Origin of the sequence: Specibacter sp. NPDC078692, from assembly GCF_040686835.1 — a bacterium.
GTDB lineage: Bacteria > Actinomycetota > Actinomycetes > Actinomycetales > Micrococcaceae > Specibacter.
In genome coordinates this window covers 138,600-160,498 of the sequence record NZ_JBFBLV010000002.1, presented here as the reverse complement: position 1 = coordinate 160,498, position 21,899 = coordinate 138,600, and the positions used below count along the sequence as shown (strand labels likewise).

The following is a 21,899-nucleotide window of genomic DNA, read 5'->3' as shown; positions in this document are numbered from 1 at the left end:
GCTTCTTGGTGGCGATAGTTGCACGCCGAAACCGGGTGGTGGCATGCCCGATCGCCTCGTGGCACGAAGAGGGCCACGAGGTGAAGAGTCGTGCAGGGTTGAAATCGGGGTAGAAGTGAGTGATGAAAAGCAGTCAGGAAAACGCTTACCGCCCATCTTGCACGAGACTGTGTCGAAGGTCAATGAATCGATACAAAATTTCTTTGCGAATTAGCTATGTGACGCGGGTTACCCGAGCGTGGTGCGCAAGGCGCGCTGCTTGTGGGGAAGGGGGAAGTGCAGCCGACTAGATAGCCGCCAGTGCCGCGGCCAGATCCTGCTTCAGATCCTCTACGTCCTCGAGGCCAACGGAGAGGCGCAAGAAACCGTCAGAGAGTCCGATGGCTGCGCGGCCTTCCGGACCCATAGCGCGGTGCGTGGTAGTGGCCGGGTGCGTGATGAGTGATTTGGTATCGCCAAGGTTATTGGAAATATCGATGATGGATAGGGAATTGAGCAGCGCAAAGGCAGCATCCTTTCGGGTGCCGTTGGCGGGTTCGGCCAGCTCGAACGTCAACACGGTACCGCCAGCCTTCATCTGCTTCTTGGCCAGCTCGTACTGTGGGTGTGAGGGGAGATGCGGGTACAGCACGCGTGCTACCTGCGGTGCTGATTCTAGGAATTTGCCCAGTGCCAGTGCGTTGTTGCAGGAATGTGTCACGCGCAGATTCATGGTTTCCAGGCCTTTGGTCAGCACCCAAGCATTGAAGGCAGACAATGCCGGCCCCGTGTGGCGCATCAGGTTTTTGACCGGTCCATCGATGAATTCCTTGGTGCCCAAGATGGCGCCGCCCAGCACCCGGCCCTGACCGTCAATGTGCTTGGTGCCCGAGTACACAATGATGTCCGCACCAAAGTCGCCGCACTTTTGCAACAGGGGAGTGGCGAAGACGTTGTCCGCCACCACTTGCGCGCCCGCCGCATGGGCTAGATCGCACACGGCCTGAACATCCACAATTTCCTGCATGGGGTTGGATGGGGATTCAAAGAAGACGGCCGTGGTGGGCACACTCAACGCCTCGCGCCACTGATCCAGATCCGGTCCGTCAACGAACACCGTCTCCACACCCCAGCGCGGGAGCAGCTCATTCAGTATCACAAAGCAGGAGCCGAACAGTGAGCGCGACGCCACCACCCGGTCCCCGGCACCCAACAAGGCACCCAAAGCGGTGAATACGGCGGACATGCCGGACGCCGTCGCAAAGCACGCTTCTTTGCCTTCGAGTAGCCGCAACCGTTCCTGAAACGTGGCCACGGACGGGTTGCCGTACCGCGAGTACACAAAACGGTCCACTTCTCCGGTGAAGGACGCCTCGGCGGCCTCGGCGGATTCGTACACAAAGCCGGAGTTCAGAAACAGGGCCTCGGAGGTCTCTTGGAAGTTGGTGCGGTCAAGCCCGCCGCGCACGGCAGCCGTGTCCGGGGACCAGGTGGCTGCGTGCTCGTTAAAGTTGCTCAATTACTTGTCCTTGGCATTCGCTGGTGAGTGAGGAGGCTGGATGCTGGCATGCGATGGCACAGTGCAGACGCGCGGGACGCGGCGTTCCGCATGCCGCGTTCCGAGGAAAGGCGTTAGTACCAGGGTAGATTGCGGTTTTTCCAACCGTTCAGGACACGGTCGCCGAAGCGGTCGGGTTGACCCTCGAATCCCTCGAGTACGTTGTACGCCGTGTAGCCGGCCGCAGTTGCTGCCTCGGCCGCCGCGATGGATCGGACGCCCGAACGGCACAGCAAAACCAGCGGCTTCTCGGCGGGCACTGCGGCCTGTAGCTGTTCCAGGAACTGGGGGTTGTTGGTGCCGTCAGACAGATTCCACTGGATGAAGACCGGTTCGGAGTTCAGCGCGGAAACGTCGGGGACGCCAATATGCGTCCATTCACCTTCGGTGCGCACATCCACCAGGGTGGCTCCGGCAGCTAGGTGTTCCCAAGCTGTTGCCGGGGCCAGATCCCCTGCGTAGCTCACGCGATGCCCTCGCCGTCGAACTCCAGCTCGGCGTCCAGATCGTCCACTGCGTTAGCCACGGCGGCGTCGCTACTGGCAACTGCCTGGGGGAGGATCACGGCCTGGGCGCAGATCACGTTCGTGCCATTAAAGGTGACGGCCGGCCCTCCGTGAAGCACATAGCCTTCGTCGAGGGCTGCTGAGATGCGCTCGCAGAAGGAGCGATCGTCGGGACCGGTGATGAGCCGGTAGGCCAGGGGTGATTCGTCCGCGGACATGTTCTCTCCTCATTGCAAGTGGCCGCAAGGCTGCAAGCGAGAGCTGAGGACGGTGCTCAAAAAATTTGGACATTGAGTTACCGCACCGGGGTTCGCGCTTGCAAACTTCAGCCGTGGAAGCTGGGTTTGCCGAGTAGTCACCTGAGGCACCCCGCCGGAAAGAGGGTTGCCGGCCAGCAAGTCAGGGCTTGACACTGGCACTCATTACTCCCTTTGAAACTAACACATCCACCGCCCCTTGGGACCCTAAGAAGTGCATGTATGGCGCAAAATGACGGCAGCACTACAGACGCGCAGCCCATGAGCTGACAGTATGAATCCATGAGCCTCAGCCGCGCCTTCATCGCCGTCCGTTTCCTCTTTGGCGCGGTGACCTTGGTCGCCGTGGGAATCCAGCTGGGCATTCACATTGGCCACGGCTTCAGCGTGCTGAACTTCTTCAGCTATTTCACCAACCTCTCCAATATTTTTGCCGCCGTGGTGCTGGTGGTGGAGTCGGTGCTGAGCTGGCGCGGCAAGGATCTGGGACCCGCGTGGGCGCTGTTGCGCTGCATTTCCGTGGTGTGCATGGCGTTGGTGGGAATCGTCTTCAGCGCCCTGCTGCGCGATGTGGATTTGGGTTCGCTCCTGCCCTGGATCAACACGTGGCTGCACTATGTGATGCCTGTGGCGATCGTGGCCGACTGGCTCATCACCCCGCCGCGCCACCCCATCGCCTACAAACGCGTGCTCGTCGCCATCGCGTTCCCGCTGGCGTATTTGGCGTATTCGATCATTCGCGGCGCGGCCATCACCTGGTACGCCTACCCCTTCCTCAACCCGTCCGACGGCGGATATGGTCCCGTCCTGCTGACTTGCCTCATCATCGCCGTGGCCTTCGTGGCCATGACATTTCTGATCATGTGGTTGGGTAATTGGCTGAGCGGGCGCTCGGCCCGGCGGGCAGTGGCAGCTTCTGCGGTTTAACTCGGCAGTTAGAGGGTCTGTGCGAGAAGCCTTGAAAGTTCCGCTGTCAACTCCGAACGGATCTCCGGCGTGCCAATCTCTTGGCCGTCAATGGTGTTAACGGGAGCCAACAGACGCAGGCTGGAAATCAACCACACGGCATCGGCATCCAGCAGATCAGCCGGAGTAACAGGCCCGTAACCCAGCTCCCAGCCTGCGGCTTTTGCGGCTGCAAAGAGGGCGCCTTGCGTGGTGCCGGGCAGGATTCCGGTGTCCAGATGGGGCGTGATGAGTCGCTTGACTGGCACGCCGGAGTCGTCGGAGATGTGTGCCAAAAGTACCGACGACGTCGGCCCTTCCAGTACGAGCTGGTCGCCGCTGGTAAAGATCACGTCATCGGCGCCTTGGCTATGGGCGTGGCGCAAGGCCGCCATATTGACGGCGTAGGAAAGGGTTTTGGCGCCCATCAGTAGCCACGGTGCGCGGGCAGAAATGTCGCTGTCGTAGCCGCGCTCCAGTAGTAGGACGTCCAAGCCCTTGGCGCGTTGTGCGGCCAGTGCGAGCGAGACTGGGCTGACCGTAACCCAGGCTGTGGGGGAGTTGGCGCCCTCGGGCCCGCGGGTGACGACCAGCTTCACCACACATTGACCTGGCTCGCCGGTAGCGGCGGCATCGCTGACGGAGTAAGCCGTGAGCGCCGTCGTGATGGCGGCTTGCCACAGCTCCGCAGCCGGAATCTCCAAGTCCATGGTGCGGGCGGATGTGGCGAGCCGGTCAAGATGAGCTTGAATTTTGCGAGTTGCGCCGTCCACGGCCAGCATCGATTCGAAGATGCCATCGCCGCGGGTGACGCCCTGGTCCGTGGCCAGAATGCTCGGCTGGGCGGGATCTGCCAGCCTGCCGTGCGGATGGGCGGGGTCTAGGAACACCAAAACAGTCATGGTGTCGAGCATATCCCCACCCGCTCCCCAACCATCGTTCCTCGGCCGGGGCCCCTCGCCTTAGTGCGGCCGGAACTCTAGAACTTGAGGTCCTCCCATTCGAAGCGGCTCACGGTGCCGTTCTCCCAGTCCTGACGCAGGATTGAGTAAGCGATCGAGGCAAGATGTCCGCCGTCGCTGGTGGGCCAGGCCAAACGGTAGTGGGCTTCCTTGACGAATCCTGCGCGGAGGAAAGTCTTGCGCATGGCGATGTTGTCTTCTCTGGTTTGGCCCTCGAAGCGTCGAGTGTTCGGCATGGCGTGAAAAACCAAATCACAGAGTGCCCGGAGCACGGGAACCCCCAAGCCTTGGCCGCGATGGGATTCCTCTAGGCGCAGATCGAAAAGCGGGGTGTCGTCTTCTTGCAAATCCTCAAGCGCCGCCATGCCGATCTGGTTTTCGTCCTGAGTGACCCAATAGCCCTGGGTGTCCTCATTCCAGAAGCGGCCCTTCGCAATCCCCGCCCGTACGTCCGGTGCATGCGGCGCTGCCTGAACACGGAAGGGGAAACGGTTGCGCGCCAGAAAACTGACGACGTCTTCAGCGTCTGCGGGCGTCATTGGAACAAAGTTTATGGACATTCACTCACCCGATCCACCGAGTTGGATCTCGCCCCAGGAAAGCACCTCTAGTGGGGGTATATGACATTTTCGGCGTTGAGAAGATCCAGATAGGCGCCCTTGACGAGCGCACTTTCATCGATTCCGAATGCAGCAATAAGTCGGTGAGCTTCGGCAACGGCGGCGTCAGATGTCAATGCGTCTTGGAGCGTGACTTCAAGTTCTAGGAATTCACCGAGGCCATCAACACGGTCCAGATGCACCCTTGTTTGGCCAACGCCGAACACCATGCGGTGCTTCCGCACACGTCCAACCTCACCATAGGCAACAGCCAGAACCGATCTCAGCCCGTCTGGATCTGACGTTTCAGAATGAACGTAGAAGGACGGCTTCGGCCCGAGTTCGTCTTCCCTGCGGTAGTAGATCAGCACGCCACGCCCATCAGACAGAACCCGAAGTTTTAGCCTCCCGTTCGGACAACTGAAAAAAGTATCGTCCTGTACAAGCTGTTCGGGTTCCCCGCCAGCCATGGCAGCGACAACGGGGACCAACCTTTCGAGACTGTCCACACGGGCTTTGATTTCGATGTTTGTCGGCATGATTCCACTCAACCACGGAGCTGTTGTGAAGAAGGGATCTGGGGTGCTCCATCAGTGAACTGGTCGATTCTCGATCCTTCTCGGATAGCGGTACCGCGCCACAGCGAAACGGCGGCACCCGGCGTGTGCCGAGTGCCGCCGTCGTACTTGGAAAACTAACTGAGCCTAGCCAGCACAGACTTGCCGAAGGTGAAGGCGCGGATCAAGCCCACCACGCCCAGCACAATCAGCATGATCGCGGTGATGAGCAGCAACCATGCAGCGGTCCAACCGGGAACTGCCAGCACCACGACGCCAGCGATGACGCTCAGTGCGCCGAAGACGATGGCCCACAGGCGGCTGGAGCTTTTGCCGGCCTCGGCCATGGCGATGATGCCTTCGATAATCCAGCCGATGCCGATCATGATGACCGTAAAGATCATTAGCGCCTCGCCCGTGGCCGCCGAATTGCGTATGGCGATGATGCCGGCGACCAGGATGAACAGACCCAGCAGCACATCCAGAATGCGTGTTCCTGCCGAAAGGCTGTGGCTGAAGATGCCGATGGCGATCTTGATTGCACCGGTGATGAGGAAGTTGATGCCCAAGATCACCGCCACGACGGCCAAGGTTTTTGTGGGCCAGACAAGGAGGATGACGCCCAGAATCAAGGCCGCGGCGCCGCTGACGCCAAACGCGATTCGAAGGCCCTTGATGGCCGCGGCCGTGAGCTTGTGGGGGTCAAGTGCGAAGGAGTCAAAAGTGACTTGGGGGCTGCTAGGAATACTCACGGCATTAGTCCTTGGTTTCTTAGTGAAATTACAAGCCAGCTTATCCGGATAGCAGTGTCCCGTACTCGATGTGTCGGGACGTTTTACAGAGCGCTGCGACAGGAGCATTTGCCTATAGGCTGTTGTCATTTGTAGTTGCCGTGAGGTCGCGGCTGACGCGCTGGCGAAAAAAGGGGATGACTGGATGATCTGGACAGCATTTAGTTTTCCAACCGGCAGCATCTGGCTTACGTCGCTGCTGATGCTCGCTGACTTGGTGATTCGTGTTGTCATGCTCGGCATCATCCCCGGTAATCGCCGCCCTACCACCGCCATGGCCTGGCTGCTGTGCATTTTCTTCCTGCCCTACATTGGCTTGGTCCTCTTCCTCATGTTTGGCAACTTCCGACTCTCACGACGGCGTCGGGAGAAGCAGGATGACGTTAACCGTCAAGTGGTGGAAGGGACCAAAGAAATTGCAGAACTGGTCCCGGAATATGAGGGCCCGGCCTGGGTGAAATCGGCTATTGAGTTGAACCGTAATCTCGGTTCCTTCCCGGCTCTGGGGGCTAATTCTGTCCGGCTCATTGAGGGCTATCAGGAGTCGCTTGACGCGATGGCTGATGATGTCAGCAAGGCCGTTCACTACGTTAATGCCGAGTTTTACATTATGAGCTCGGATCACTGCACCGACCGGCTCTTCTCGGAGCTTGAAGCTGCTGCAGCGCGGGGTGTTCGAGTGCGAGTGCTGTTTGACCATATTGGCTCGGCACGAGTCCCCGGCTATCGAGGGATGGTTCGACGGCTCAAGGCCAGCCAGATTGAATGGCGCCGCATGTTGCCGCTGTTACCCGTCAAGGGTCAATGGCGCAGACCCGACTTGCGCAACCACCGCAAGATCCTGGTGGTCGATGGGCGTGTGGGGTACACCGGTTCACAGAACGTCGTTGAGCCCTCCTATCGCAAAAAGAAGAACCGCAAGATTGGGCGCGAATGGGTAGAGCTCATGTCCCGTCTGGAGGGCCCTATTGTGGGAACCCTCAATGTCATGTTCTCCACGGACTGGTCCTCCGAGACCGAAGAAAGCCTGCTGGATCAGCTGGCCACCCACCATTGGGATTCCTACGCCGACGGTTCGCTCTGCCAGGTGGTTCCCAGTGGTCCGGGGTTTGTCACCGAGAACAACCTGCGCTTGTTTAACACCCTGCTCTACTCGGCTGAAGAGTGCATCACCATCTCCAGCCCCTATTTTGTGCCGGACGATTCACTGCTATACGCCATCACCACCGCCGCTCAACGGGGCGTTGTTGTTGAGCTGTTTGTTTCCGAAGTAGGGGATCAGTTCCTGGTCCACCATGCCCAGCGTTCCTACTACGAGGCGTTGTTGAAAGCCGGGGTGCGGATCTATTTGTATCCCAAGCCGTTTGTGCTGCATGCCAAGCACTTCACTGTGGACTCTGACGTGGCCGTGATCGGTTCCTCCAATATGGACATGCGTAGTTTCTCCCTCAACCTTGAAGTCACTGTCATGATGATCGACAGCGACGTGGTCAAGCGGATGCATGAGGTTGAGGATCACTACCGCTCCATCTCTCGAGAACTGAGCCTGGACGAATGGGTTAACCGGCCCATGCTGGCCCGTTATGTGGACAACGTGGCCCGGCTGACGGCCACCATTCAGTAGCTTCTTCGGCGGATTTTACGATTAGCTAGGTGCTAATCGTAAAAGGATCGCCTGATTTTCTGAACCTTTTACGATTAGGCACCCCTCTAATCGTAAAATCGTGCGATTCAGTGTGGGAAGTTAGAGCCCAGCGTGGATAAAACGCCGTGCGCTTTGGCCTGAATCTCATCCCATTCGGCATCGTCCTCGGAGTCGGCCGTGATGGCACCGCCGATCCCCAACGAAAGGTGCGTGCCGCCGTCGTCCGTGTCTTGGAGAACCAAGGTGCGGATCACCACTGATAGATCGGTGGCCGCATTGAGCGAAAAATAGCCTATGGCGCCAGAATAGATGCCGCGCGGACCAGCTTCGAGATCGTCCAGGATGGCCATGGTGCTGATTTTCGGGGCCCCCGTCATGGACCCGGCGGGGAAGGCAGCGGCCACGGCCTGCGCGCGCGAATTACCGGGTGCCAGCTGCGCCTCGATGGTACTGACCATCTGATGTACAGTGGCGTAACTTTCGATCGCACACAGCCGCGGCACGGTCAACGAATTCGGCAGAGCGAAGCGCGAGAGGTCGTTGCGGAGCAGGTCCACGATCATCACATTCTCCGCCCGGTCCTTGAGCGAGGTGAGTAGATCCTGTTTGAGCGCGGCGTCGGCGGCCGGGTCACTGTCGCGGCGCCGGGTCCCCTTGATCGGTTCGGCCCGCATCAAACCGTCGGCATCAATACGGAGGAAACGTTCAGGGGACGTGCTGCAAATACTCAATCTGCCTAGGCGCAAAAATGCCGCAAACGGCGCCGGATTGCGCTTTCTCAACGCCTGATACGTTGTCCAGGAATCGAGCCGTTGCGGCAGCGCCGACTCCAGCGTGGTTGTCAGGCAGACCTCGTAGGAGTTGCCCTCGTAGATCTGGGCCTGCGCTGCCGCGATCATGTCCTTATACCGGTGCTCGCCGTCCCGAGCCGTGAAAACGGGCGCGCCACTGTGGATGCTCGACGCCGGGAGGTTGGCTGGTGCGGTGGGTGTAGCGGGGTGGGAAGCGGCGTGCGTAGTGCGAACCGCTTCCCGGACAGAGGCGAGAAAGCTGGCCGCTTCGGCGACGGCGCCGGGCTGATGCGGGCCGGTCAAGGTCAAGACGTACAGGCAATCGTCGTGGTGGTCCAGAACTACGGCGCGGCCAGCAAAGAGCAGCATGGCGTCAGGCAGGGAATCCGTGGTGTGCGCAGCCGTCCCACCGGTTTCGGCTTTGAGCTCATAGCCCAGATAGCCTAGCCAGCCGAGCGTGAAATCGCCGGGGTAATGCTGTGGTGCCCGGACAGCTTTCCGGCCCCACACCGAATCGAGCCAGTTGAAGAAGGGTCCGCGGATGCGGGTAGTGAGTTGCCCGGCAGTCACAGTGGTGACGTCATTTTCGTGGCGGGCCAGCTGCCCAAAACGGCCTAAGTCATCGGCCATGATGGAGAACCTAGATCTGGCCGCTGCTGGATCCTTACCGACGGGGCCGGGTCCGTCCAAGGCGGCCCCTATGGTTTCTACGCTTGCAGGCTCCTCGTTTGCGTCGATCCGGGCAATGGAACTATCGAGCCACACTGCGTTCCGGGACTGCCCGTACAGTGTGTGAAACAGCTCCTCAACGGGAGGCAGGCCCTCAATGCGGACGGCGGAAAATTCCAGTCCGCGGCGCCGAGCCAGTTCGGGTCCCAGCACATGTTCCATGGCAGGGAGCTGGGTGAGAGCGTCGAGGACGGGGGCCGGGGCATTGGCAACACCGTTACTGCCATCGACCACGATGTCGGCCGTTGCGCTAGCCACGGCAGCGGCGTCCGTGCCACCGGTATTGCCAAGTAGCCGATCCTCCTGCGCGGCCCAGCTGTCCCAGAAAGGAGCGTACGTTTCACCGTCACGTTCCAGCGCCCGCATTTTTCGGGCGTCGCTGGGGGCATCCACCCAAACAATCGCATCCAAGAAGTCGGCAGCCCGCCCATGCGAGGAACCCACACCTTCGACAATGACCACCGGTGCAACGGCGGTGGTCCGGGAGGCGCCGTCGTGCTTTGCCTCCCAATCCCACGCGGTCCACGTAGCGGGGAGGCCTTGATGAAGGGGCTGCAAAACGGAATCAATATAGCGTTCCACGCCACCTGCGAGGCCGTCCCAACCAGGGTAGATGTCCTCGAGGTGGAACAACGACACAGCGCGGTGACGGCGCAATAGGGCTGCCAATTCAACAGCAACAGTGGTTTTTCCTGCACCGGAACGGCCGTCCACTGCGATGATGACCGGCCTAGCCACGGGCGTGCGCCACAATGCCGGAGAGTGCTGCGGAGATCAGGTCCCAGCTGACGTCAAAGTCCTTGGCGTCGCCGTACCAAGGATCGTAAATTCCTTGCTGCTTGGGTTCGGCATGGGCAACTTCGGGGTCAAAGGAACGCAACATGCGCACTTTGTCAGCGGCCGCCGCGTTCGGGGCCAAGGCACGTAAGTCCTCGTAGTGGTCAATATCCAGCGCCAGAATCAGGTCGCGTTCGGCATACCAAGCCGGGTTGAATGTGCGTGCTGTGTGGCCTGTGGCCTCGATCCCGTGGCGGGCCAAGACAGCTAAAGCTCGCGGATCCATGGGGTTCCCCACCTCCCACGCCGAGGTTCCCGCAGAGTCCACTTCAACGTTCAGGCCGGCCTGCGCAGCAGCATGCGACACCATGAATTCAGCCATGGGGGAGCGGCAAATATTGCCTGTGCAGACGGTGAGGATCCGGTACGGGGTGGTCATTGAATCAGTCTATCGGCGTAGTGCTTTGGAGCAGGCGCGCGGTGCTGTCGGGCCGTCGGGCTGCCGGGCTGCCGGGCGCGGTGCTGCCGGGCTGCCGGTTCCGCTGTCCAGCGTCAGTGGTGCTAGACCAGTGCCAACAAGATACCCACAACGATAAACAAGATGCCGAAGATCCGGTTCAGGATCAACTGTCCGCGCGGGCTGGTAGTGAGGTGTTTGAGCTGCTTGGCCCCCGCGGCAAAGATGAACCACATGACGACGATGTCAATGGCCACCACCGTGGCTGTCAAGATCACGTACTGGGGCAGCAGTGGCTCGGCGGGACGGATGAACTGGGGCATGAACGCCAAAAAGAAGACAATCGCCTTCGGATTCAGCAGATTGACCCACAGGCCGCGGCGGAACATCGAGAAACCAGACTCCACCGTGGCAGTTTCGCCCCCTGCATCGGCCTTTTCTGGCTTTGCCAGTAGCTTCCGGATGCCCAAATACACCAGATATGCGGCGCCACCATAGCGAATCAGCATGAACAGGAATGGGGAGTTGGAGACGATGATGCCCACGCCTGCTGCCACGATGACCACGTGGATCACGAGAGCCAGCTGCTGGCCCAAAATGCCCCAAAAGGAGCGGCGGAAACCGCTGGTGAGCGCATTGGACATAGTGTTGATGGCGCCTGCGCCCGGGGTCAGGGAAATCATGGCGCCGGCGCCGGCAAGGGCCAGCCAAAGAGAGAATTGCACCCGCTCATCTTACGTGCCATGGGCAGCGAGCCCGCCCGCTTGCGGCTATCGAACGGGATATGACACATCCGGCGCGAGCCCCCGCCGTCGAGGTTCCTCCCAGAAGTGGCAACTATGATGAAGCAAATGAGCGCTCCCAGCCAACGATTCGGTCTCAGCCGCCGCCATTTTCTCCAACTGTCCACCTTGGGACTTGGTGTGGGCGCGATGGCCGCACTCGCCGGGTGTGGCGGCCCGACCGGCCGGAAGCCTCTGGACACCGCGGGTCAGATTGATTTCCGCAACCCGCTGCACGTCCCGCCGCTCGCGAAGTCGGAACTCAAGGGTGGCCAGCGCGTTTTTGACCTCGTGACCCAAGCCGGTCAAACGGAGATCGTGCCCGGCGGGAAAGCCGATACCTGGGGAGTCAACGGGGCATTTTTGGGGCCGACGCTGCGAGTGCGCCGCGGCGAGGAGATTCGCCTCAATGTCAGCAACGAACTCGACGAGCCCACCACCTTGCACTGGCACGGCATGCGCCTACCCGCTGCGGCCGACGGCGGTCCGCACCAAATGGTTGAACCAGGCAAGTCATGGTCCCCTTCATGGACCATCGACCAGCCCGCGGCGACCCTCTGGTACCACCCGCATCCGCACGGTCAGACGGAACGGCACGTCTACAAGGGGATCGGCGGCATGTTCATTATCGACGACGACGAAGAGGCTGCCCTGGCGCTGCCGCGCGACTACGGCGTGGACGACATCCCGGTCATTGTCCAGGACAAGACGTTCAACGACGTCGGGCAGCTCGTTGAGACAGGCCGGATCGGCGTCGGCATGTTGGGCAGCACGGTGTTGGTCAACGGCACCGCGGCTCCCATGTTGGATGTGGTGGCGGAGCACACGCGCCTGCGCCTGCTCAATGCCTCGAGCGCTCGCAGTTACAACTTCGGCTTCTCCGATGACCGCACATTCACCATGATCGGCAGCGACGGCGGCCTCCTGGCGGCGCCCGTGCCGCTGACCCGCCTCATGCTCACCCCGGGCGAACGAGCCGAAATCATTGTCGCGTCGGTTCCCGGGGAAACCGTGTCGCTGCGTTCGTTCCCGCAGGACCTTGGCGTTTCGGAGACGCGCGCCGCAGAGTCCGGCTCCCTGGACACCTTGGACATCCTCGAGCTCAAGGCGGCTTCCGTGCTGAAGCCTTCCGCCCCGATTCCTGCCAAGCTGGCCGAGGTGGTGTACCCGGATCCCGCCCTGGCCGGGGACATGGAGATGTTCCAGCTCGGTGACAACGTCATCAACAGCAAGCACATGGACATGGACCGGATCGACTTGGAGGTCAAGGCCGGGTCAACGCAGGCCTGGACCGTGTTCAACGCCCACAACCAGCCGCACAACTTCCACATCCACGACGTGCAGTTCCAGATTCTCACCGTGGACAACCAGCCGCCCCCGCCGGAACTCGCAGGCTGGAAGGACACCGTCTACGTGCCACCGGGCGTGACCGTCCGGCTGCTCATGCAGTTCGGCGAACTCACCGACCCCGTGATCCCCTACATGTTCCACTGCCACCTGCTCTGGCACGAAGACATGGGCATGATGGGCCAGTTCCTGGTGGTGGACGCCTAGCTTGCCGCGCCCAATGTGTGGCTATGCGCGGGGCTCAGTCGGGTTCAGGCGCGGGCGATGATTTCCCCGTTGGGCATGATGAACCAGCCGTCCTCGCTGGCACCCCAGTCCCGCCAGCCTGCCGAGATTCGCTCTAGAGATTCCGTGTTGGCTAGCCCGTAGCTCACGGCTTGTTCGGCAAATGCCGAACCTACTGTGCGGTCCGCCCAGACGCCCGCCAACCAGGCCCGCTGCTCCGGTGTCGCGTAGAGCCAGTTGGCGGACGACGGCGTGACATCCGTAAATCCCGCAGCTTGCGCCCAGTGCAATAACCGTCGCCCGGCGTCGGGTTCCGCCCGATTGTGCCTCGCCACCTGCTGGTACAAGTCCATCCACTCGTCCATTTCGGGTAGTTCCGGATACCAAAACATGCCGTGAAAATCGGCGTCCCGTACGGCCACGATGCCGCCCGGTTTTGCCACGCGTCGCATCTCCTTGAGGTCGGCCAACGGATCCGTCAGATGTTGCAAAACTTGGTGGGCGTGCACAACGTCGAAGCTGTCATCGGGAAAGTTGAGAGCGTAGACATCGCCCGCCTCAAAGCTCAAGTTGGCCAACTGCTGATCCAGGGCTAACACCGTTGCTGCTGCCACGACTTCCGGAGAACGGTCAAGGCCCAACACCGCACCGGGTGCTACCAGCCGGGCGAAATCTGCCGTAATCGTGCCGGGACCCGAGCCCACATCTAGCACTCGCAGCCCAACAGTGAGATGCGGGATCAGATAGGAGGCCGAATTTTCCGCAGTCCGCGACGTGTGGGACCGCAGCACGCTTTCGTGATGGCCGTGCGTGTAGACATCCCCGGATGCTGGCTTTTTACTCATAAAGGGGAGCGTACGCCTCGGGCCGCGCCGTCCACCAGAGCTGTCCACTCTGGAGCTGCGTACCGTTTGTCAGTAACCATGCGCCACTTCTGGAGCTGCGCATGGTTGCAACGTAACCGCGCGCAGCTTCAGGGAACGGGCTACGGGCCGCCCCAAATAAGCCGCCCCAAGTAACCCAAATAGAGGGAAGCGAAGGGTGACGGGCGCCGTAAAACCCGACCATCCGGCGTCGTGCCTGTTCGCCCAGCGTGAAAGTTGAGCCAAGTGCGCTCAACTCTATTTGACATGGAAACGAGTCTGAGTAAAGTTGAGTGCAGAACGCTCAATACCGCTGGTTGAGCGACCCCGCCAACTTGGTGGAACTGTTCGCAGCGGCTCATGAAAGGAACCACTTATGTCACGTGCCGTAGGTATTGACCTCGGAACCACCAACTCTGTTGTATCCGTCTTGGAAGGTGGCGAGCCCACCGTTATCGCCAACGCTGAAGGCGGTCGCACCACCCCCTCAGTTGTTGCCTTCTCCAAGACCGGCGAAGTTCTGGTTGGCGAAATCGCCAAGCGCCAGGCCGTCAACAACATCGACCGCACCATCGCTTCCGTCAAGCGCCACATGGGCACCGACTGGACCGTAGCGATCGACGACAAGAAGTACACGGCGCAGGAAATCTCCGCCCGTACCTTGATGAAGCTCAAGAACGACGCCGAAGCTTACCTGGGTGAAAAGGTCACCGACGCTGTTATCACCGTCCCGGCCTACTTCAACGACGCTGAGCGTCAGGCCACCAAGGAAGCCGGCGAAATCGCAGGATTGAACGTGCTGCGTATTGTCAACGAGCCCACCGCTGCCGCTCTGGCTTACGGTCTGGAAAAGGGTAAGGAAGACGAACTCATCCTGGTATTCGACCTCGGTGGCGGAACGTTCGACGTTTCCCTGCTCGAAGTCGGCAAGGACGAGGACGAGTTCTCCACCATCCAGGTGCGCGCAACCTACGGCGACAACCGCCTCGGCGGCGACGACTGGGATCAGCGCATCGTTGACTTCCTGTTGAACCAGCTCAAGGTCAAGGGCATCGACCTGTCCAAGGACAAGATCGCCCTGCAGCGTCTGAAGGAATCTGCTGAGCAGGCCAAGAAGGAACTCTCCTCGGCTACCAGCACCAACATCTCGCTGCAGTACCTCTCTGTTACCGCTGACGGCCCGGTTCACTTGGACGAGCAGCTGACCCGCGCCAAGCTCCAGGACCTGACCAAGGACCTGCTCGAGCGCACCAAGAAGCCGTTCAACGACGTCATCAAGGAAGCCGGTATCAAGGTTTCTGACATCGACCACATCGTGCTCGTCGGTGGCTCCACCCGTATGCCGGCCGTCGTGGAACTGGTCAAGGAATTGGCTGGCGGCAAGGAGCCCAACAAGGGCGTCAACCCGGATGAAGTTGTTGCCGTAGGTGCTGCACTGCAGGCTGGCGTGTTGAAGGGTGAGCGCAAGGACGTTCTGCTCATCGATGTCACCCCGCTGTCCTTGGGTATCGAAACCAAGGGTGGTGTGATGACCAACCTGATCGAGCGCAACACGGCTATCCCCACCAAGCGTTCCGAGACCTTCACCACCGCTGATGACAACCAGCCCTCGGTTGCCATCCAGGTCTTCCAGGGTGAGCGTCAGTTCACTCGCGACAACAAGCCGCTGGGCACGTTCGAGCTGACCGGTATTGCTCCGGCTCCGCGCGGCGTCCCGCAGGTTGAGGTCACCTTCGACATCGATGCCAACGGTATTGTGCACGTGTCCGCCAAGGACAAGGGCACCGGCGTCGAGCAGTCCATGACCATCACGGGCGGCTCCTCGCTGTCCAAGGATGACATTGAGCGCATGGTTCGCGAAGCTGAAGAGCACGCAGCCGAGGACAAGGAACGCCGCGAGGCAGCAGATCTGCGCAACTCCGCAGAGCAGCTGCACTACTCGGTTGACAAGGTTCTGGCCGACAACGATGACAAGCTCTCCGACGAGGTCAAGAATCCCGTCAAGGAAGATGTCACCGCTCTGAAGACCGCTCTTGCAGGCGACGACGACGCAGCCGTAAAGACCGCGTTCGAGAAGCTGCAGGCTTCACAGTCTTCACTGGGCGAGGCCATCTACGCCGCAGCCCAGGCTGAGGGTGCAACGGCCGACGCCGGTGCTTCCGAAGGTGCCGCATCTTCCGAGAGCGCTCCTGAAGAAGACATCGTTGATGCTGAGATCATCGACGAAGACGCAGACGAGAAGAAGTAAGCATGTCTGAGTCCGTAAACCCCGAAGAGGTCCCAGAGAACGAGTCTGTCGATCCCGCCAACCCGGTGGGCAAGCCCAACGAGACCCGCGGTGAGACCGAAGGCGACGCGCTCTCTCAGGCCGAAGAGATCCTCAATGGTGTTGAGGTTCCGGCCGAGGAGTCCGTGGCTCAGGGTAGCGATGCCGCCGAGGCTGCCGAGTTGAAGAATGACCTTCTTCGCTTGCAGGCCGAGTACGTCAACTACCGTAAGCGGGTTGAGCGTGACCGCGCCGTTGCCGGCCAGATGGCTGTTATCGGTGTCCTGAACTCGCTGCTTCCAGTCTTGGATGACATCGATGCCGGGCGTGCTCACGGCGATATCGTCGAAGGTCCGTTTGCAGCCATCGCCACCAAGCTGGAAACGGCTTTGGCCACCTATGGTCTAGAGAAGGTCGACGCCGTTGGTGTCGCCTTTGACCCGACCGTTCACGAGGCGCTGATTCAGCAGCCTTCGGCCGATGTTGAAATTGACACGGTCAGCCAGGTCCTGCGCAACGGTTACAAGTCCGGCGATCGCATTCTGCGTGCCGCACAGGTAATCGTGGCAGTTCCGGAGTAGCAAACCCCTAGTGGTCGAGCCTGTCGAGGCCAGTGGTCTCGGCAGGCTCGACACTTGGGATTAACCCACAAACTTTAGAAAGGAGACGTCTTGGCAAGTCAGGACTGGGCAGAGAAAGACTTCTACAAGATTCTTGGGGTATCCAAGGATGCTTCCGAAGCCGATATCAAAAAGGCCTACCGAAAGCTGGCCCGCAAGTACCACCCGGATACAAACTCCGGGGACCCGCAGGCGGAAAAGACCTTCAAGGACGTCTCCGAAGCGTACTCCGTGCTCTCCAGCAAGGACGACCGCGAGCAGTACGACGCCATCCGCGCCATGGGTGGCGGTGCCCGCTTCAGTGCCGGCGGCGCTGGCCAGGGCGGTGGCGGTTTTGAGGACGTCTTCGGTGACCTCTTCGGCGGCGGCCGTGGCGCACCCCGCGGCGGATCTCGGGGCAATCCCGGCTTTGGCGGTTCTGGTCTGCCTCCGGAATTCGCGGACCTGTTCGGTGGTGGAGGCGGTTTTGGCGGCTTCCAGCCCACACCCACCAAGGGTGCGGACCGCACCGCTGCGACAAGTATTTCCTTTGGCGGTTCCATCAATGGAACCAAGATCGGTCTGCGCGAGCCCAATGGGGAAGTCATCGATGTGCGTATCCCCGCGGGCATCAAGGACGGTCAGAAGGTTCGGGTCAAGGGCAAGGGCCAGTCAGGGGCAGCCGGTCCCGGCGACTTGATGGTCACTGTCAACGTCAAGCCGCACGAATTCTTCATTCGCGACGGCAACAACATTCGCATCCACGTCCCGGTCAGCTTCCCCGAAGCTGCCCTGGGCGCCGATATTAGCGTCCCCACCTTGACCGGCGACACGGTCCGCGTCCGCGTTCCTGCCGGAACGCCGTCGGGCCGCACTTTGCGAGTCAAGGGTGCTGGCGTGCAGTCAAAGAAGGGCGACGGCGATCTGCTCGTCACGATCGACGTTGCCGTTCCGCAAAAGCTCAGTAAGGAAGCCGAAGAGGCGGTGCGTGCCTTCGCGGCAGCCACTGCCGATGGCGATCCCCGCTCAGGACTGGCAGAAAAAGCCAAGCTGTAATCCCCACCCGCACCCTAACCTCGTACCGCCCCAAGCGCTCCCATTGCTCGCAAGCTCGCAAAGGGTCCCGCGCGCTTGTGGGCCCAGGCCAGGGAACCCTGCGGGCGGGGGCCCACTCGCACCCGATCACCAGATGATCGGCTCCACTCCACCGAAGGAAGGAAATTGCAATGATTATTGACCCGTACGCCCCGATCTTTGTGATTTCCGTGGCGGCTGAACTGGCCGATATGCATCCGCAGACCCTGCGCCAGTACGACCGTTTGGGGATCGTCAAGCCCAACCGGGCACCTGGCCGGGCCCGGCGATACTCTCAGCATGATGTCAATATGCTCCGTGAGGTCCAGCGGCTGTCCCAAGAAGGTATTTCGCTGGAGGGTATTCGGCGGATTATGGAGTTGCAGAATCAGGTTGCCGCCTTGCGAGCCAAGGTCGTGGAGCTGAGCGAATCGCTCGAAGCTGTCACGGCTGAGATGGAATCGCGGCCACCGCGTCCCAACAGTCGGGTGTTTGCCGCGGGGCTGCTGGGTGGGGACATCGTGGCCCTAGCAAGAGGCCAACGTCCCCGCCCCCGCAGCCAAGCCATGGTGGTGTGGCGCCCGCAAGGAGTGCCCACTAAAAAGTCGATCACAGCAAAAAAGCGCTGATCAGCTAGGCCGTTCTAGGCCTGCCTGATCAGCGCTTTTCTGTGCCCCCAACAGGTAGCTGCCTGCCATCAGTCGCGGAACAAACCGGCCAGATCCGTGGCTGTCAAAGCCCCGCCGGAGAGCGAATCCCCGCTCATCACATCAGAGAACAGCTGGGATTTCTTGGCCTTGAGCGCCATGACCTTTTCCTCAATGGTGTCCTTGGCGACCAGCCTGTAGACCATCACGTTCTTCTTCTGGCCAATGCGGTGGGTACGGTCCACTGCCTGCGCCTCGGACGCCGGGTTCCACCACGGATCCAGAATGAACACGTAGTCAGCCTCGGTCAAGTTCAACCCGAAGCCACCGGCCTTCAAGCTGATGAGGAATAGCGGGGCGTCACCATTTTTGAATTCATCCACGACGGCGGCCCTATTCCGGGTGCCTCCGTCGAGATATGTGAAGTCAATGCCCTCGGCAATGAGCCGTTCCCGAACCTTGCCCAGGAAACCGGTGAACTGGCTGAAGATCAACGCGCGGTGGCCTTCCTTAACCACGTCCTCCAACTGTTCAAAGAGCACGTCCAGCTTCGAGGAGCGCACACCCGCCTGGTCTTCATCCACCAGTGACACGTCCAGGCTGAGCTGACGCAGCAGCGTCAATGACTGGAAGATGGTGAAGCGGTTCTTATTCACATCCTCCAGGAGGCCAAGAATCTTGGCCCGCTCACGTTGCAAGTGGGTCTGGTAGATCTTTTGGTGCCGTGGATTGAGCTCCACTTCTAGGATTTGTTCCTGTTTGGCGGGCAGATCTGCAATGACCTGTTCCTTGGTGCGGCGCAGCATGAGCGGTTTGACCCGTGCACGTAGCTTCGCAAGGAGTTCGGAGTCGGCATTCTTTTCAATGGGGCGCTGATAGAACTCGGCGAAGCGTTTGGGGCTGGGGAACAAGCCCGGCGCCACAATGGACAGCAACGCCCACAGTTCCATGAGGTTGTTTTCCATGGGTGTACCCGTGACGGCCAGCTTGAACGGAACCTTCAGTTTGCGTACGCACTGGTACGCCTTGGACTGATGATTCTTCACAAACTGGGCCTCATCCAGGATCAGTCCGGCAAAGGGCTGCATCGCGTACTCGGCAAAATCAATGCGGAAGAGAGCATAGGAGGTGATGACAATGTCTGCCCCGGCAAAGAAATCCGCGGAGATCAATCCGCTCTTGGCAAAAGTTTCAGACACCGTAACTACCCTCAGTTCCGGCGCGAACTTCACGCTTTCACTGGCCCAGTTACCCACCACGGACGTAGGTGCCACCACCAGGAACGGTGATTTCAGCTCCGGGTCTTCAGCCTTGACCTGGCTGACGAGGGCCAGTGTCTGAACGGTCTTACCCAAGCCCATGTCATCGGCCAGTACCCCGCCCAGCCCAAAGCTGTAGAGGAAGTGCAGCCAGTTGAAGCCGTCCAACTGGTACGGGCGCAGTGTGGCATTGAGCCCGACAGGGGCTGGCAGCGGCTCGGGTGGGCCGCCGTCGAGCAGTCCGGAGACAGCCTTACGCCAGGCCTGCGCCTGTTCGTCCACGATGCCCAGCTGAGCCAGTTCGTCCCACAAACCAGCCTGAAAGCGGCTGATCCGTAGCTGGCCGTCCTTGTTGTCATTGAGACTGCGGGCTTCATCGATCAGGGCGCGCAGCTGGTGCAGTTCCGGGCGGTCCAAGGAGAAGTAGGCGCCACTGGGCAACAGCATGCGCGTGTTCCCGGCGGCCAAGGCGGAGAACACGGCCGCGAAGGAGACGTACTGGCCCTCCAGGGTGATCACAATGCCCAGATCAAACCAGTCCCGCTCATCGGTGGCCTTGGTGGAAATCGTGACAATGGGAGCTTCTGTGACCTCACGGTAGCTGGCAATGTCACCACTGGTCTCGACTTTAATGCCGGGCAGGGCTTGCAGCCGGGGCAGGACAGTTTCGGTGAACGTGAGTGTGTCTAAGCCGCTCAGAGCGGCAGATCCAGCCAGGGTGGGCTCGCCCCACGCGTGGTTGGCGGCCACACCCATGGCCGTAATGTCCTCCCAGGGCGTGCCGACGAGCTCCAAGATCCGTGCCTCGGCTCCGGTGTCCCGCACAGCGGTTTCGCCCAGTTCGGGCCACAACGGCAATGAGGTGACCCGGGTTCCTACGGGATAGTGCCACTCCCAGTGCAACCGCACGGTGTGATCGCTGCCGTATGCTGCCAACAGCGACAGTGTGGGTTCCACATAAGCCGGTAACTCCACCGAGTTGTTGGCTGAGACCACCGGTGCGGCCTGTTTGAGCTGCGGGTAAAACTGGGTCAGGAACTTATCCCTGGCCTGCTCCGGAATATGGACGGTTTCCTTGCGCAAAGCAAAATCCAGGAGCTGCGGTGAGGTGCCAGCGGGCAGCGGCGCCAACGTGAGGTTGCCGCGTACTGCTGCGGTGCGGTTGGGCGTGCTGGAAGTAGCCGTGGTGCCGGGCTCGAGCGGGTCGGAGAAGAACAGACCGTAGACGGGAGAGCCGATCTGGCCCACCACCTCCGCGGTGACAGGTGCGCCGTCGAGCTCTATCAGCGGACCAACGTCCAAGGAGCCGGATTCACCCTGCGTGACATCGAGCTGGAGAGTGGCTTCCTGGCTGCTGACATGAATGGGGTCCCCGGAGCCCGACTGGATCAGGGCAACGCCGCTCTTGTGCGCTGTGGCGAGGAGCTGCCACAGGTTCCGGCCGGCAAAGTCGTTCAGTGACAGCCATGCCCCGGCGTTGCCGTGATTGAACTGGCGTGGGCTGTGCGATGACAAGAATTCGGTGAGCCATTCCAGCTGGGTGGGATCGTGGGCCCCACCATAAGAAAGGTAGCCCAAGGTGGCCCAGCTGACGCCTGACTTGACCCATTTACCACGCGTTCCCATGACCACGGGACGGACGTTGAGCACCGGCTGCGAGGGCACGGTGCTGCCACGGCCCCGGTAGGAAAAACGCGGCGGCGGCACATGAAGTTCAAATTGCAGGCCCAACGCCGGGGTATCCGGGCTGGGGCCGGTAGCGGCTGGCGGCAGCAGTGCCGACAGGGCTGCTTCCCACGAATCCATGGCAGGAGCATCGGGGGTCGGCGCGGGGGTGGCCTTGCTGTCCTTAGCTTTGGCCAGCAGGGTTTCCAAGAAGGTGGGTTCCCGCGGAGTTTCCTCAGGAACAAAGAAATCGGTGAAAGAGGGGTCCTGCTCGGCTGCGGCAATCAACGCCACCACGTGCTTGCAGTTTTGCCGCACGGGGCAGTTGCAGATGCCCACGCGGCAGGCAATGACGCCGTCGTGCTCGCGGACTAACTTGGCTGTGGCCCGGTAGTCCTGGGTTCCTAGTACCTTGCCGGAGAGCAGGCCAGTGGCAGGTTCTAGGACAATGCTGCTGACCCGGTCCTCGTCGGCGTAGACACGGCCGGCGGCAATGGACTTCTCGGTGAACTCGGCGATCCGCGTCATCAAACGTGAACCAGCGGAGGAGTGCGTCACGGAACTGTTCCACCTGTCGGTTGGGGGTGGCCCAAGGGCAAGAACCACATCTATCAATCCT

19 protein-coding genes and 1 riboswitch are annotated in these 21,899 nt (G+C 60.8%); of the genes, 7 read left to right on the top strand and 12 right to left on the bottom strand.

All coding sequences use genetic code 11. The features are described from left to right. Positions 1–286 precede the first annotated feature (286 nt). From AB0O97_RS02170 to AB0O97_RS02160, 3 genes are all read right to left on the bottom strand, one after another. Positions 287–1,498: an O-succinylhomoserine sulfhydrylase gene (locus AB0O97_RS02170; RefSeq protein ID WP_363843589.1), complete on the bottom strand. Its 1,212-nt coding sequence runs from the start codon at positions 1,496–1,498 to the stop codon at positions 287–289. A gap of 113 nt (positions 1,499–1,611) precedes the next feature. Continuing rightward, the gene (locus AB0O97_RS02165) at positions 1,612–2,004 is read right to left on the bottom strand and encodes a rhodanese-like domain-containing protein (RefSeq protein ID WP_363879404.1); all 393 of its coding nucleotides are present in this window, start codon (positions 2,002–2,004) and stop codon (positions 1,612–1,614) included. Next, positions 2,001–2,261, bottom strand: a complete 261-nt coding sequence (locus tag AB0O97_RS02160) for a DUF1737 domain-containing protein (protein ID WP_363879401.1) — start codon at positions 2,259–2,261, stop codon at positions 2,001–2,003. Before AB0O97_RS02160 ends, AB0O97_RS02165 begins: the two co-directional genes overlap by 4 nt. An 89-nt stretch (positions 2,262–2,350) precedes the next feature. Continuing rightward, positions 2,351–2,470: riboswitch (SAM riboswitch) on the bottom strand. Positions 2,471–2,582: 112 nt separating this feature from the next. Between AB0O97_RS02160 and AB0O97_RS02155 the strand changes: the two genes are divergently transcribed. After that, the gene (locus AB0O97_RS02155; RefSeq protein ID WP_363843580.1) at positions 2,583–3,227 is read left to right on the top strand and encodes a Pr6Pr family membrane protein; all 645 of its coding nucleotides are present in this window, start codon (positions 2,583–2,585) and stop codon (positions 3,225–3,227) included. Positions 3,228–3,235: 8 nt separating this feature from the next. Here the strand turns inward: AB0O97_RS02155 and AB0O97_RS02150 are convergent, their stop codons facing one another. The 4 genes from AB0O97_RS02150 to AB0O97_RS02135 all read right to left on the bottom strand — a co-directional run bounded on the left by AB0O97_RS02150 (position 3,236) and on the right by AB0O97_RS02135 (position 6,115). Continuing rightward, entirely contained in the window at positions 3,236–4,147 is a 912-nt protein-coding gene (locus AB0O97_RS02150; protein WP_363879398.1) for an aminodeoxychorismate lyase, read from the bottom strand. Between the two features lie 77 nt (positions 4,148–4,224). Further along, complete coding sequence (locus AB0O97_RS02145; RefSeq protein ID WP_363879395.1) at positions 4,225–4,746, bottom strand: GNAT family protein; 522 nt, start codon at positions 4,744–4,746, stop codon at positions 4,225–4,227. Between the two features lie 68 nt (positions 4,747–4,814). Next, positions 4,815–5,345 carry a class IV adenylate cyclase gene (locus AB0O97_RS02140; RefSeq protein ID WP_363843572.1) on the bottom strand — a complete coding sequence of 177 codons (531 nt, stop codon included), beginning with the start codon at positions 5,343–5,345 and terminating at the stop codon, positions 4,815–4,817. A gap of 155 nt (positions 5,346–5,500) precedes the next feature. Continuing rightward, positions 5,501–6,115 carry a DUF308 domain-containing protein gene (locus AB0O97_RS02135; RefSeq protein WP_363843569.1) on the bottom strand — a complete coding sequence of 205 codons (615 nt, stop codon included), beginning with the start codon at positions 6,113–6,115 and terminating at the stop codon, positions 5,501–5,503. A gap of 184 nt (positions 6,116–6,299) precedes the next feature. Between AB0O97_RS02135 and cls the strand changes: the two genes are divergently transcribed. After that, complete coding sequence (cls, locus tag AB0O97_RS02130; RefSeq protein ID WP_363879392.1) at positions 6,300–7,778, top strand: cardiolipin synthase; 1,479 nt, start codon at positions 6,300–6,302, stop codon at positions 7,776–7,778. A gap of 107 nt (positions 7,779–7,885) precedes the next feature. On the opposite strand, the gene AB0O97_RS02125 is transcribed toward cls, so the two are convergent. The 3 genes from AB0O97_RS02125 to AB0O97_RS02115 form a co-directional block, all read right to left on the bottom strand. Further along, positions 7,886–10,057, bottom strand: a complete 2,172-nt coding sequence (locus AB0O97_RS02125; protein WP_363879388.1) for a chorismate-binding protein — start codon at positions 10,055–10,057, stop codon at positions 7,886–7,888. Continuing rightward, complete coding sequence (locus tag AB0O97_RS02120) at positions 10,050–10,535, bottom strand: low molecular weight protein-tyrosine-phosphatase (protein ID WP_363843560.1); 486 nt, start codon at positions 10,533–10,535, stop codon at positions 10,050–10,052. Before AB0O97_RS02120 ends, AB0O97_RS02125 begins: the two co-directional genes overlap by 8 nt. Before the next feature lie 122 nt (positions 10,536–10,657). Continuing rightward, positions 10,658–11,278, bottom strand: coding sequence for a LysE family transporter (locus tag AB0O97_RS02115; RefSeq protein ID WP_363843557.1), 621 nt, complete (start codon positions 11,276–11,278; stop codon positions 10,658–10,660). Between the two features lie 126 nt (positions 11,279–11,404). Here AB0O97_RS02115 and AB0O97_RS02110 point away from each other — a divergent pair, with 126 nt between their 5' ends. Further along, positions 11,405–12,889 carry a multicopper oxidase domain-containing protein gene (locus tag AB0O97_RS02110; RefSeq protein WP_363843554.1) on the top strand — a complete coding sequence of 495 codons (1,485 nt, stop codon included), beginning with the start codon at positions 11,405–11,407 and terminating at the stop codon, positions 12,887–12,889. Positions 12,890–12,933: 44 nt separating this feature from the next. On the opposite strand, the gene AB0O97_RS02105 is transcribed toward AB0O97_RS02110, so the two are convergent. Continuing rightward, entirely contained in the window at positions 12,934–13,752 is an 819-nt protein-coding gene (locus tag AB0O97_RS02105; RefSeq protein ID WP_363879385.1) for a methyltransferase domain-containing protein, read from the bottom strand. 394 nt (positions 13,753–14,146) lie between these two features. Here AB0O97_RS02105 and dnaK point away from each other — a divergent pair, with 394 nt between their 5' ends. The 4 genes from dnaK to AB0O97_RS02085 all read left to right on the top strand — a co-directional run bounded on the left by dnaK (position 14,147) and on the right by AB0O97_RS02085 (position 18,338). Beyond that, positions 14,147–16,018: a molecular chaperone DnaK gene (gene dnaK, locus AB0O97_RS02100; RefSeq protein ID WP_363843548.1), complete on the top strand. Its 1,872-nt coding sequence runs from the start codon at positions 14,147–14,149 to the stop codon at positions 16,016–16,018. Between the two features lie 2 nt (positions 16,019–16,020). Further along, the gene (locus AB0O97_RS02095) at positions 16,021–16,617 is read left to right on the top strand and encodes a nucleotide exchange factor GrpE (RefSeq protein WP_363843545.1); all 597 of its coding nucleotides are present in this window, start codon (positions 16,021–16,023) and stop codon (positions 16,615–16,617) included. 90 nt (positions 16,618–16,707) lie between these two features. Further along, positions 16,708–17,691 carry a DnaJ C-terminal domain-containing protein gene (locus AB0O97_RS02090; RefSeq protein ID WP_363843542.1) on the top strand — a complete coding sequence of 328 codons (984 nt, stop codon included), beginning with the start codon at positions 16,708–16,710 and terminating at the stop codon, positions 17,689–17,691. Between the two features lie 170 nt (positions 17,692–17,861). After that, a complete protein-coding gene (locus AB0O97_RS02085; protein WP_363879382.1) occupies positions 17,862–18,338 on the top strand; it encodes a helix-turn-helix transcriptional regulator in 477 nt (158 codons plus the stop codon). Between the two features lie 68 nt (positions 18,339–18,406). Here the strand turns inward: AB0O97_RS02085 and AB0O97_RS02080 are convergent, their stop codons facing one another. Continuing rightward, on the bottom strand, positions 18,407–21,808 hold the full coding sequence (locus AB0O97_RS02080) for a DEAD/DEAH box helicase (RefSeq protein WP_363879655.1): 3,402 nt from the start codon (positions 21,806–21,808) through the stop codon (positions 18,407–18,409). Between the last annotated feature and the right edge of the window lie 91 nt (positions 21,809–21,899).